We start from the raw sequence: 12,994 nt of genomic DNA on the forward strand, positions 1-12,994 counted from the left end.
AAAGATTTTGACTTTGGGAGGATTTTTATACATATGGAGAACAAACTATCATTTTCATCAAGTCTTGTTATTGGGGTTATGCTATTTGCCTTATTTTTTGGTGCAGGTAATTTAATTTTTCCTGCCGAGCTTGGACAGCTGGCTGGAGATCAAACGTTTAAAGCTATGGCTGGCTTTTTATTTACTGGAGTTGGTTTGCCTTTTTTAGGTATTTTGGCTATTGGTTTTTCTGGCAAGAAAGATTTGCAAGACTTGGCAAGTCGAATTCACCCAGTCTACGCTGTTCTATTTACAGCAATACTTTACTTGACGATTGGGCCGTTTTTTGCAGCACCACGAACAGGGGCTGTGGCATTTGATATTGGTGTTGCTCCATTTTTACATGGTTTCCCTATTGATATTGCCCGTTTTTTATTTACACTCGTGTTCTTTGGTATTAGCATGTGGCTATCATTGAATCCTGCAAAGATCGTTGATCGAGTCGGTAAATATTTGTCACCACTCATCATTATTATATTGATTGGCTTAATTGGTATGACGCTTCTTAATCCAATGGGAAGTGCGCAAGTTTCGCAAGCCCCTTATAATGAAACACCATTCTTTACAGGTTTTCTTAAGGGATACAATACGATGGATGCACTAGCCTCTCTAGTTTTTGGAATCATCGTCATCAACGCATTGCGTGCGATGGGCATTACTAGTAAAAAACAAATATTGACTTCAACGGCTAAGACAGGATTTGTGGCAGCCGGATTTTTAGCCATTATATACATAGGTATTGCGTATTTAGGTGCTACATCGGTTGATTTATTTGGCTATCTGGATGGCGGGGGTTCCGTGTTGAGCGAAACTTCTTCTTATTTATTCGGTACGACAGGACTATTGTTACTCGGAGTTGTGATTATGCTTGCCTGTCTAACAACAGCTATTGGGCTTTTAACTGCATGTGGCGAGTACTTTCATGCAATCATCCCAAAAGTTAGCTATAAACTTTTTGTAGTATTCTTTTCACTATTCTGTTTGGTCGTAGCGAATTTCGGTCTAGCGAATATTATCAATTACTCAATTCCTGTACTGGTTCTACTGTATCCACTGGCCATGGTATTAATCCTGCTAACATTCACCGGCCCTTTATTCCATCAATCCAGCTTGGTATATCGAACAGCGACTGTAACGGCTTTTCTCGTCAGTTTCGTTGAAGCGCTTGTGAAGTTCTACTCACTAGTAGAGAAGGACATGCCGAATTGGCTTGAGACTGTAGAGGAGGCATATACAGCGTACATTCCATATTATACAGAAGGTGTCGGCTGGTTAGTTCCTGTATTGATTGTGACTGTCGTAACAGCTATTGTGGCGGTGGTACACAATAAAAGAGGGCAAGGTGTCCAAAATATCTTTACTAAAGAAAAAGCATAAAATTAAAACAGGATCCGATTTAGGTCGAATCCTGTTTTCTACTCTATTTATCAATCAACTTTTTCAATCGAACGAAACTCCTCGATCGCGCGCAACCAATTTTCCCTCATAACTTTAGTAACTTGCTCACCATTACGCTTACTCATTAAATCTATGATCTGGTCATGTTCTTCAATCGATTTTTCCGTTAGTATAATGGAATTATGAAAGAAAAGTCTACGCACATGAGCTTGTAATGAGACAAGCATGGAAGAGATATATGGATTATTAGCTGTGTCCACAATGATTTGGTGAAATTTTTCATCGGTTTTCAAAGCTTGAAAATAATCTTCCTTTTCAACTGCTAGCGCGAATTTCTTATTCGTTTCCCGCAATTTCCTAATAATACTTTCGGTTAGGTTTGGTATGGAAAGTTCAGCTGATAATGCTTGCAACGCTGCGAGTGGCGGGAGTAAGTCCGAAATAGATTCCCGATCTACGTCTGTCACTTGTGTTGCTTTACCTGGAAACATTTGAACAAATCCTTGAACTTCTAATAATTGTAGTGACTCACGTATAGGCGTGCGACTCACTCCAAGTGCTTCTGCTAATTCAACGTCATTTAGTTTTTCGCCGGGCTGTAAAGTTCCATCGATAATCCATTTCTGCAGTTGACTAAATGCACTCTCTTTAGCAGTCTTTCGTATGGGTTGTGCGTGGTTAGTTGGTATAGGCAATTTTACACACCATCTTTCTCCAAAAAGTAGTCTTCCCACCATGTTTATTTCACTCATAACCAATATACAGTATACTACAACTTATTCCTGTTGTTTAACAGTATTTTGCACAGTGTAGTGAAATAATTAGGAATTGTTATAAGATTTGGATTATTAAAAGTGTATGATAAATGCAAAAAGTTCTTGTAGTTTCTGCTTATATTTGATAGATTAATGTCTATACATGATTTGCTTTCTCAGTAGATTTAATTTTACGAATCTTTAAAAATGTTATTGCAAATCTAGTAAATGTTTGGTATCGTTTACATGTGTACTATAACAAATTTATATCCGAATACGCTGTAACATATTATCATTTCAACTTGATGATGAAAGCGGTTTCAGTGAGATGGGGGGAATAGGAACTAATTTACTACGCTATATAAAATAGAAAGGGGATTAACTAATGACTAATCAAGTGGCACGTGGGAAATCCACGATGGATTATGAAAAACTTGTTCAAACAGAAGACTTTAAGGGTCTTGTAAAAAGAAAAAAGAACTTCGCTACACCTTTTGTTATTTTCTTCTTCGCAGCGTACTTTATTCTTCCACTATTAACTGGTTATACAAAAATTTTAGAAACACCTGCAATTGGTGCAATGACATGGACCTGGGTCTATGCATTCTCCATGTTCATTATGGTATGGGTATTCACGTCCATATACATGAATAAAGCAAAACACTTTGATGTTGAAGTGGACAAGATTATAGAGAAAAACGTTTTAAAATAAGGGGGTTGTGTTCATGAGTTGGATTTCATATGTTATATTCTTCGCTGTAATCGCGCTGACACTCTACATTACATATTGGGCGGCAAAGCAGACGACTACAGCAAGTGACTTTTATACTGCCGGTGGTTCATTAACAGGTTGGCAAAATGGTATGGCGATTGCTGGTGACTACTTATCCGCAGCATCTTTCCTAGGGATCGCGGGTGCAATTTCACTAAACGGATTTGACGGTTTCTACTATAGTATTGGCTGGTTAACAGCTTATCTAGTTGTTTTATTCTTAATTGCTGAACCACTACGTAACTTGGGTAAGTTTACGATGGCAGATATGATCGGTGCACGTTTCGGCGCTAAGAAAGTGCGTGGAGCAGCAGCATTGAACACAATTACTATCGTAATGTTCTACATGCTTGCACAATTAGTTGGTGCGGGTGCTCTTATTAAATTATTATTCGGTATCGAGTATTGGATGGCAGTTCTAATCGTTGGAACGATGATGTTAATCTACGTTCTATTCGGTGGAATGACTGCGACAAGCTGGGTACAAATTGTTAAGGCAATTCTTCTGATGATGGGTACAATCATTATCTCCTTCTTGGTACTTATGAAGTTTAACTTCAACTTTATTAGTATGTTTGAGGTCATGAAAACGGCTACTCCACATGGTGAAGCGTTCCTTCACTCAGGGGTTGTGTATAAAGACACAATTGGACTTATTTCAGTATTAATCGCATTGGTTTTAGGTACTGCTGGTCTTCCACACATCTTAATGCGTTTCTTCACAGTTAAAGATGCGAAAACAGCACGTTCTTCCGTTATTTATTCTGTATGGATTATTGGTATCTTCTATGTATTGACAATCTTCCTTGGATTTGGCGCAGCTAAATTCGTTGGAGCGGATGCAATCATCGCAGAAAACGCTGCAGGGAACATGGCAGCACCAATGTTGGCTGGAGTTCTTGGTGGAGACGCACTAGAATCCTTCGTTGCAGCTGTTGCATTTGCGACAATCCTAGCAGTTGTTGCAGGACTTGTACTATCTGGTGCTTCTGCAATCGCTCACGATATTTACGGACAAATCTTTAAAAATGGTAATGTAACTGAGAAACAACAAGTTGCAGCTGCTCGTTGGGCTTCTATCGCAATTGGTGTTGCTTCTATCCTTCTTGCACTTGGTTCTGAAAAGCTGAACGTTGCGTTCTTAGTATCACTGGCATTCTGTGTTGCTGCATCCGCAAACGTACCAACTATTCTATTAACTATTTATTGGAAGAGGTTCAATACAACAGGTGCTGTTGCTTCAATGTTGACTGGTCTAATCGTTGCACTAGTTCTTGTTGCAATCAGCCCATCAGTAATGAACCCAGTTGAGGGAGCTACTCTTATTACTGGTAATCCAATCTTCCCATATGCTAACCCGGCTATCGTTTCCGTACCAGCAGGTTTCCTTGCTGCTTGGATTGGTACACTTGTTAGCTCTAAGCGACATGAGAAAGATGAAGTTTCTTATGCAGAAGTTCGTTTCAAAGCGGAAACTGGCTACAAAGAGCTTGATCTTTAATAATTAGCTTGATATTCAACCAATGGTTCCCTCTTCTACAAGCACGACAGAAGAGGGAATCATTTTTTATTTAAAGGATAAATTGTGTAGTTAGATAAAGCATTGATCTTTTGTTGATAGTTCTTGCGTAAAGACTATTGAATGTAAGTAGATAGGTGCTGATGACATTTGGATTTGAATAATATGAAGTGAGATCTCGTGATGGTCAATATGAATAGGAGGTTTTGAAATGCTGAAGATGGTAAAAGATCAGGAATGGTATGATAAAATTCATAGAAATCCGTTGTTTATGAACACGTCAGAAAAGGAATTTGATCAGCTATTACTGGAATGTAATCTCAAGATGTATGAAGAAGCGGAGAGATCTAACTATTTCAAAACACCTCAGGAAGGTTTACTCATCGTGTTGAAGGGATCCGCAGAGGTTCAAATAGAGGGGCAAGCTGGTAGCTCAGTCACACTAGAATTTATTCAAGAAAATGAAGTCATTGGCTTTTCCAATTTTGCTTACTACTTAGGGGAAATGGACCGGCCGCTTGATAAACATCATATTGATATGGTCGTGGCCGAAGGCTCCGTTTGTCTCCAAGTTCCGTATGAAGTGATTAAGCACCGGATGGACGATCAACATGTGCGGGATTACGTCTTGCGTAAAATGTCGATTCGTTTGGCGAATGTCTATACCTCGTTAGGAGAACAAGTACGTTTGGCGGATGAATATGGTGAAAGTGAACCGTATGTCCGTCGTGTACAGGATTTCATGAGCAGTCCAGTCGTGACAATTCATGCGGAGGCAGAAACGAGGGAAGTAGCTGAGTTGATGATTAAACACTCCATTAGCTCTGTTATTGTTACAGATCAGTCGGGCAAGTTGCTTGGAATCGTGACGGAAAAAGATCTAGTCGAACGAGTGATAGCGGGCGGCGGTTCCGCAATCGGACTAAAGGCGAAAGATGTCATGACGAAAAAGCCGCATACGGTCAAAGTAACCGATTATTATTATGAGGTCTTGACTAAATTCTATAAACATGGAATCAAGCATTTGCCAGTAGTCAAAGCAGGGAAGCCTGTAGGTATTGTGACATTTGCTACGTTGATGACGAAACGCGATCGTAATTCGATGAATATCTTAAAAACGATAGAAGAAGCTTCCTTTGAAAATTTGCCTGTCGTTAAAGCAGCAATTTACGATGTCCTATCCAATTTAATTCAGGATGAAATTTCAACCATCCATACATTAGAAATCATTACAAAGTTCTATGATCGTCTAGCGAAGCATTGCGTTATGCTGGCTGTTCAATCACTCGAGGATCAAGGGAAAGGAACACCACCTGTAGCATTTGCTTGGTACCAGATGGGCAGTGGTGCACGTGGAGAGCAGTTTATGCTGACTGATCAAGATCACTTCCTTGTATATGAAGATGTATCGAAAGAGGAATCCGAGCAAGTCGAGAACTATTTTGAACTTCTTGGCAACGAAATTGTCGTTCACCTTGAGCAAGCAGGCTATACTAGATGTATCGGATTCATGATGGCGAGTGAATCGCAGTGGCGCGGCACTATGGCAATTTGGCACGAACGTATTCGCCAATGGGCGCTGCGGTCTACACCTGAACAGATCTTGCTCGGATACAACTTCCTATCATTCCGATTCCTTTATGGTGAAACGGCTGTCAACGAGCGCTTTATCTTAATGGTACAAGATTTGTTGAGAAAATCAGCTACTTTTATGTACTATATGGCACAAGAGGAAAAAGAGAAACCAATACCACAATTGCAACAAAACTTTTTGACTATTTTCAGGGGACGCAGTAAAGCAGATGTGATTGATATTAAGAAACATGCTCTATTCCCGCTTCATCATTGTTTGCAAATTTTAGGAGTCAGCAATGGTATCATTAACGCAACACCTCTTGAGATTATCTCCGCTTTGCAGAAAAAGAGAAAAATCACGAAAGACTTTGCGGAGGAAATTCGTCATGCATATGAAATATCTTTAAGTATGAGAATTTCCATGTCGTGGGAGAAACACTTACGAGATGAGAAAATTTCTACAGAAATCGACTTGCGCAAACTAAGAAGATGGGAGTTAAACGAATTGCGTACAACGCTAGATACAGTCAGAGCACTTCAATCACATTTATTATCAAAACTTTAAGAAAGTATAGATAAAGGTCCCTGTACAAAATTCACGCATATTGTACTATATAGGTAGGGGGCGATATCATGTTTTGGAAGAAGAAAAAATTAACGTATGAATTACAACAATCAATACAGCTAAATACGCCGCTGCAAGATATGAATTTCACAGTGTTTGATACAGAGACTACTGGTTTTGCAATTGGTGCAGACGATCGAATGATTGAGATAGGTGCCGTACAAGTTGAAGGATTTGAGGTTACGGATCATGTATTTCAAACATTTGTGAATCCGTCAAGAGATATTCCTCCTACCATCAGCAAGCTGACCACTATACAGCAGTCACAAGTGGACCATGCCCCTATGCCTCTTCCAGCTATTGAAGAATATTTTGCCTTTATAGAAAAACATAAAAGTGCGGGCTGGGTTGGACATCATGTCAGTTTTGATGAAATGGTGATTAAGAAAGAATTAAGCCGTCAGAAATGTACATTTCAAACCCCTACATCATTCGATACGATGCATTTGATTAATTATTTGGATCCTACAGGTGAGCAACAGGACTTGGAAGATTATGCACGTCTATTCGGCACAGAAGTGTTCGAACGACATCGTGCATTAGGCGATGCGTTGACAACGGCATATGTATTCACGGCACTACTTAGAAAACTTGATCGTCAAGGCGTGAAGACATTGGCGGATTTACTACGAATTAAAAATGGTGGAGCACAAAAATTTGTTTCTCAAACGTAAATTCAGTTATCGGCTTCGCCATTCAATGAAACTTGAGTGGCGGGCTTATTTCGTTGTTGTGGTATAGTAGAAATTACAGAGTTGCACAATGGGTGGGGGACGTGGAGTTATGAATAAACGTCAAGCGATTTTATTGATCGTCATTATATTGGCTATTGCAGTGTATTGCTGGATATTGTTTGTTGAATTACCGAATAAGACTGTGGAAGAAGCAACGACATACATAGGGTCTTTAATTAGCTACATTGTATAGAAAGGGAGTAGATACATATGGATATCATCATCATTACAGGTGCATCTAAAGGAATCGGTCAACAATTACTTAGCCAATTTACAGAAACAGGGGCAACCGTCTATGGTTTGGCACGGACGAATCCAGATCAGCTACACACGATGTATGAAGTAGATCTCATGGACTGTGAAAAAGCGACTGCCATTCTTGGGGGCATAGTTAGTCAACATCTGGAGGATGCTAGTTCTTTCACGCTGATCAACAACGCCGGTATTGTGGATCCGATTAGTTTGGTAGGTTCATTGGACACTCAAAAAGTGGAGCAAGCCATTAAAGTGAATTTAACGGCACCGATTCAATTAATGAATGTATTTATCGATTCATTGAAAGACTTCAAGGGAACGAAAAAGATCATGAATATCTCTTCCGGAGCAGGCCGCAGTGCGTATGAAGGATGGGGGATTTATTGTACGACGAAAGCTGGACTCGATCAGTTTTCACGTGTCATTGCATTGGAGCAAAAGATGGCAGACTACCCAACAGGGATTGTTTCCATCGCGCCAGGAATTATCGATACGGGTATGCAGGAGACGATTCGTTCCTCATCTGAACAACAATTTCCACACCTGAAAAGGTTCGAGGCATATAAGAGGGAAGGGCAGTTAAGTTCAGCCTCTGAAACGGCAGAAAAACTCGTGCGATTTGTGAACGAAGTGGACTTCCTGGAAATCGACCCTATTGCAGATATTCGTCAATTTGATTGATGAAAACCCGTCGCCACTTTTACTTGTGGCGACGGGTTTTTATGATTCTCCGGCTTCTAACTTTCGCACTTCCGTAAAATCTTTCATTTTCTCGAGTGCAAGTAGAAACGGAGGGTTTCTTCTCTGATTTAGCAATTCGTAGCGGATCGCATGCACATCACCTTGGTGCAATGTCGAAACATAATCAAGCAGTGCATCACGTTCTTCACTGCCACCTTCATGTCCATCATAGACAGTGATTGTGATGATTCCGGATTTTTTCAGCAAACTTAGTAACGCATCGATTGCTGCAATTGTAGAAGATGGCGTCGTGATGATACTAGGATCTTCACTGTATGGTAAATATCCTAAGTTGAACATAGCACCGCTGATCTCGCCCTGCACGTATTGGCGGACATTCGCGTGGCTGTCATGAATGAGTGTAGCGCGATTAGCTAGCTCACCAAGATGTTGCTCCGTTGTCTCTAGTGCTTGCTGCTGAATATCAAATGCGAAAACTTTCCCTTCATCGCCAACTAAGTTAGCTAAAAAAAGTGTGTCGTTGCCATTCCCGGCTGTCGCATCGACGACTGTATCTCCAGGCTGCACGCGTTCAGTAATTAGCCGTTTCGCAATCGGCAGTACGCGGTGCAGTAATATGTTTGTCACATTATTTCACCTCTTGCAGATGTTTTTTCCCTTGCCAGCTATTACGTATTTCCAGTTCTTCATCAATTCCATTCAGTACTTCCCATTTCGTGACGCTCCACATCGGACCAATTAATAAATCGATTGGGCCGTCACCTGTGATGCGATGCACGATCATTTCGGGAGGCATGATTTCGAGTTGATCAACTACCAAATTGATGTACGCTTCTTTCGTTAAAAATTCCAGTTTGCCTTTTTCGTATTGCTTTACCATAGGTGTTCCTTTTAATAAATGTAGTAAATGAATTTTGATTCCTTGTACATCCAGTTCAGCAACTGCTTGAGCGGTTTCCATCATCATTCCCTCAGTTTCACCAGGCAAACCATTGATGATATGGCTACAAATATTAATATTGTGTTTACGTAACTTATCGACACCTTCTTTATAGCATTCGAAATCATGCGCTCGGTTGACGAGTTTTGCAGTCGATTCATGTACGGTCTGCAAGCCTAGTTCTACCCATAGATAGGTGCGTTCATTGAGTTCGGCTAAATACTCGACTACGTCGTCGGGTAGACAGTCGGGACGCGTAGCAATTGATAATGCCACAACGCCTTCTTGTGCCAACGCCGCTTCAAACTTTTCTTTTAGAACAGGAAGAGGGGCGTGTGTATTCGTATAGGCTTGGAAATAGGCCATGTATTTCGCATCTTTCCATTTACGCTGGGAACGTTCTTTGATTTCAGCGAATTGAACTTCAATTGCATCTACGCGATCTCCTGCAAAATCACCTGATCCCGCCACGCTACAAAACGTACAGCCACCATGTGCAACAGTACCGTCACGATTCGGGCAGTCAAACCCTGCGTCAAGCGCTACTTTGGCGATTTTGCAACCGAATGTATCCTTCAAATGTCTTGACCATGTATGGTATCGTTTCCCTTCACTTGGAAACGGAAGATTGATTTCATTCATTCTGTACAGCTCCTTTACATCAGACATTGTACCATGGAATATACAGTGATATCACATAACAAATCGCAGGAACGATTGTGTTTACGACAAAAAGCAACAGGGAAGGCTTGTATTCAGCGTGCGTTTCGGGTAAACTGAATAAAATAATGAAGGCAATGATGAGGAATAGTACTTCTTACGCTACTTTTTAGAGAGCAGACGGCTAGTGCAAGTCTGTAGTAGTGGGGAACGAACTCGCCTTTGAGCCTGTATTGGTGAATACTTGTAACTAATACCGTACTCCGCGTTAAGGAATCAAGTTGGACGGCGTAGTCCGTCAATTTGGGTGGTACCGCGGGAAACTATATAGACTCTCGTCCCTTTATAGAGGGACGGGAGTCTTTTTTTATCTGTACGCACCAATACAAGTAAAGAAATCGAATCATAGTGGAGGAGTTTTTGACATGAGTTATAAGCACACGCAAATTGAAGAGAAGTGGCAAAAGTATTGGAAAGATCACGATACATACAAAATGGTTGACGATCCATCCAAGCCTAAATTTTACGCATTGGATATGTTTCCCTATCCGTCAGGCGCGGGTCTGCACGTTGGGCATCCACTTGGCTATATCGCGACAGATATTTTAAGTGCATTCAAACGTAAGCAAGGATATAACGTATTGCACCCTATGGGATGGGATGCATTCGGATTGCCTGCTGAGCAGTATGCGATTGATACAGGAAATGATCCAGCTGAATTTACAGCGAAGAACATTGCAACATTTAAACGCCAAATGCAAGATCTTGGATTTTCTTATGATTGGTCTCGTGAAATCAATACAACGGATCCAAGCTATTATAAATGGACGCAGTGGATTTTCATTCAACTATATAAACGTGGTCTGGCGTATATTGATGAAGTAGCAGTTAACTGGTGCCCAGCGCTAGGAACGGTACTGGCGAATGAAGAAGTGATCGACGGTTTGTCTGAGCGTGGAAATCATCCAGTTGAAAGACGTCCAATGCGCCAATGGGTGTTGCGGATTACGGAATACGCAGATCGTCTGTTAGAAGACTTGGAAGATTTGGACTGGCCTGAAAGCCTAAAAGACATGCAACGCAACTGGATCGGTCGTTCGGAAGGCGCACAATTAACGTTTGAAATTGCAGACACTGAGCATTCATTCGAAGCATTTACTACACGTCCGGATACGATTTTTGGTGCGACGTATGCAGTGTTGGCTCCTGAACATAAATTAGTCAGTGCCATCACTACCGATGCACAGCGTGAAGCAGTAGAAAAATATATTGAATCCGTAAAATCAAAAAGTGATCTTGAGCGTACAGATTTGGCAAAAGACAAATCGGGCGTATTTACCGGAGCATACGCAATCAACCCTGCAAGCGGTGCAAAAATGCCGATCTGGATTGCAGACTATGTATTGGCTACGTATGGCACAGGTGCAATCATGGCGGTTCCTGCACATGATGAGCGTGACTATGAGTTTGCGGAAAAATTCGATTTACCGATTGTGGAAGTTGTTGCGGGCGGAAACATTGAAGAAGAAGCATATGCAGGAGAAGGCGAACACGTGAATTCGGATTTCCTAAATGGATTAGGGAAAGAAGAAGCTATTGCAAAGTCCATTGAATGGTTCGAAGAGAATGGTACGGGCGAACGCAAAATTACGTATCGTCTGCGCGATTGGTTATTCTCTCGTCAGCGTTATTGGGGCGAACCGATTCCTGTCATTCATTGGGAAGATGGCACGATGACTACAGTCGATGAATCTGAATTGCCGTTGATGTTGCCGGTGACCGATAATATTAAGCCAAGCGGAACAGGTGAATCACCACTTGCAAATATTACGGAGTGGGTCAATGTCGTCGATCCAGAAACAGGTATGAAAGGTCGTCGCGAAACGAACACGATGCCACAATGGGCAGGAAGTTGCTGGTATTACTTGCGTTATATCGATCCGAATAATGATGACATGATAATTGACCCGAAATTGGCTGAACGTTGGTTGCCTGTTGATATCTACGTAGGGGGAGCGGAGCACGCAGTTCTGCATTTATTGTATGCTCGTTTCTGGCATAAAGTATTGTACGATATTGGAGTTGTACAAACGAAAGAGCCATTCCAAAAGCTCTTCAACCAAGGGATGATCTTAGGTGAAGGACATGTGAAAATGTCTAAGTCGCTAGGTAACGTCATCAATCCGGATGATATCGTTCATTCACACGGTGCAGACACATTGCGTATTTATGAAATGTTCATGGGACCACTGGATGCATCAAAAGAATGGTCTACAAATGGACTAGACGGATCTCGCCGTTTCCTTGATCGCATTTGGCGTCTGCTCGTCAATGAAGATGATACATTGACAGATAAATTGACGGATGAAACCGGCGGACCGCTAGAGAAAGTCTATAATCAGACAGTCAAAAAAGTTACAGAAGATTACGAAGCCATGCGCAATAATACAGCGATTTCTCAATTGATGGTATTTATTAATGAAAGCTATAAAGCAGAGAAGTTGCCAAAAGCTTATATTGAAGGATTCCTTCTGTTAATTTCACCTATCACGCCACACTTGGCTGAAGAATTGTGGTCGAAACTAGGTCACACGGACACGATTGCCTATGCACAGTGGCCGACATTTGATGAAGCAAAATTATCGGATGACACAGTGGAAGTAGCGGTACAGATCAACGGTAAGATTCGTGCGAAAATTACTGTAGCCAAAGATAGCTCGAAAGAAGAGTTAGAGCAAGTGGCTTTGGCAAACGAAGACGTGAAGCAATGGATGGAAGGTAAGGAATTGAAGAAGATTATTGCGATTCCTGGACGCCTTGTAAATATTGTAGCGGGTTAATGAAATGTAGAAAGCCGGTTGGAGATTTTCTCCAACCGGCTTTTTCGATGTGCGCCCAGCATGGGTGTAGTCTATAGGGTGCAAGTCCCGAACTGTGAAGGCAGAAGTAACAGTTAGCTCAACGCAAGGGTGTCCATGGTGACGTGGAATCTGAAGGAAGCGAGCGGCAAACCTCCGGTC

11 protein-coding genes and 1 other annotated feature are annotated in these 12,994 nt (G+C 41.4%); of the genes, 8 read left to right on the plus strand and 3 right to left on the minus strand.

Annotated elements, in window-relative coordinates; genetic code table 11:
- Positions 1–33 precede the first annotated feature (33 nt).
- On the plus strand, positions 34–1,416 hold the full coding sequence (gene brnQ / locus CSV67_RS10275) for a branched-chain amino acid transport system II carrier protein (RefSeq protein WP_099631498.1): 1,383 nt from the start codon (positions 34–36) through the stop codon (positions 1,414–1,416).
- Positions 1,417–1,466: 50 nt separating this feature from the next.
- Here the strand turns inward: brnQ and CSV67_RS10280 are convergent, their stop codons facing one another.
- A complete protein-coding gene (locus CSV67_RS10280; RefSeq protein ID WP_099631513.1) occupies positions 1,467–2,132 on the minus strand; it encodes a GntR family transcriptional regulator in 666 nt (221 codons plus the stop codon).
- Between the two features lie 445 nt (positions 2,133–2,577).
- Here CSV67_RS10280 and CSV67_RS10285 point away from each other — a divergent pair, with 445 nt between their 5' ends.
- The 6 genes from CSV67_RS10285 (at position 2,578) to CSV67_RS10305 (ending at position 8,353) form a co-directional block, all read left to right on the plus strand.
- Entirely contained in the window at positions 2,578–2,904 is a 327-nt protein-coding gene (locus tag CSV67_RS10285; RefSeq protein WP_099631499.1) for a DUF485 domain-containing protein, read from the plus strand.
- 13 nt (positions 2,905–2,917) lie between these two features.
- Positions 2,918–4,465 (plus strand): solute symporter family protein, encoded by a 1,548-nt coding sequence (locus CSV67_RS10290; RefSeq protein ID WP_099631500.1) that lies wholly within the window; start codon positions 2,918–2,920, stop codon positions 4,463–4,465.
- Positions 4,466–4,694: 229 nt separating this feature from the next.
- Complete coding sequence (locus CSV67_RS10295) at positions 4,695–6,623, plus strand: DUF294 nucleotidyltransferase-like domain-containing protein (protein ID WP_099631501.1); 1,929 nt, start codon at positions 4,695–4,697, stop codon at positions 6,621–6,623.
- Positions 6,624–6,691: 68 nt separating this feature from the next.
- Positions 6,692–7,357, plus strand: coding sequence for a 3'-5' exonuclease (locus tag CSV67_RS10300; RefSeq protein ID WP_099631502.1), 666 nt, complete (start codon positions 6,692–6,694; stop codon positions 7,355–7,357).
- Between the two features lie 109 nt (positions 7,358–7,466).
- A complete protein-coding gene (locus CSV67_RS16675; protein WP_158231554.1) occupies positions 7,467–7,610 on the plus strand; it encodes a hypothetical protein in 144 nt (47 codons plus the stop codon).
- Between the two features lie 17 nt (positions 7,611–7,627).
- The gene (locus tag CSV67_RS10305) at positions 7,628–8,353 is read left to right on the plus strand and encodes an SDR family NAD(P)-dependent oxidoreductase (RefSeq protein WP_099631503.1); all 726 of its coding nucleotides are present in this window, start codon (positions 7,628–7,630) and stop codon (positions 8,351–8,353) included.
- Positions 8,354–8,392: 39 nt separating this feature from the next.
- On the opposite strand, the gene mnmM is transcribed toward CSV67_RS10305, so the two are convergent.
- A complete protein-coding gene (mnmM, locus tag CSV67_RS10310; protein ID WP_099631514.1) occupies positions 8,393–8,992 on the minus strand; it encodes a tRNA 5-(aminomethyl)-2-thiouridylate-methyltransferase MnmM in 600 nt (199 codons plus the stop codon).
- A 10-nt stretch (positions 8,993–9,002) separates the two neighbouring features.
- Complete coding sequence (mnmL, locus tag CSV67_RS10315; protein WP_099631504.1) at positions 9,003–9,956, minus strand: tRNA modification radical SAM protein MnmL/YtqA; 954 nt, start codon at positions 9,954–9,956, stop codon at positions 9,003–9,005.
- A gap of 146 nt (positions 9,957–10,102) precedes the next feature.
- Positions 10,103–10,320 (plus strand) — a binding site (T-box leader).
- 79 nt (positions 10,321–10,399) lie between these two features.
- On the opposite strand from mnmL, the gene leuS reads away from it, so the two are divergent.
- Positions 10,400–12,814 carry a leucine--tRNA ligase gene (leuS, locus tag CSV67_RS10320; RefSeq protein WP_099631505.1) on the plus strand — a complete coding sequence of 805 codons (2,415 nt, stop codon included), beginning with the start codon at positions 10,400–10,402 and terminating at the stop codon, positions 12,812–12,814.
- Positions 12,815–12,994: the final 180 nt, after the last annotated feature.

This window comes from Sporosarcina sp. P2 (assembly GCF_002743255.1).
Taxonomy (GTDB): Bacteria; Bacillota; Bacilli; order Bacillales_A; family Planococcaceae; genus Sporosarcina.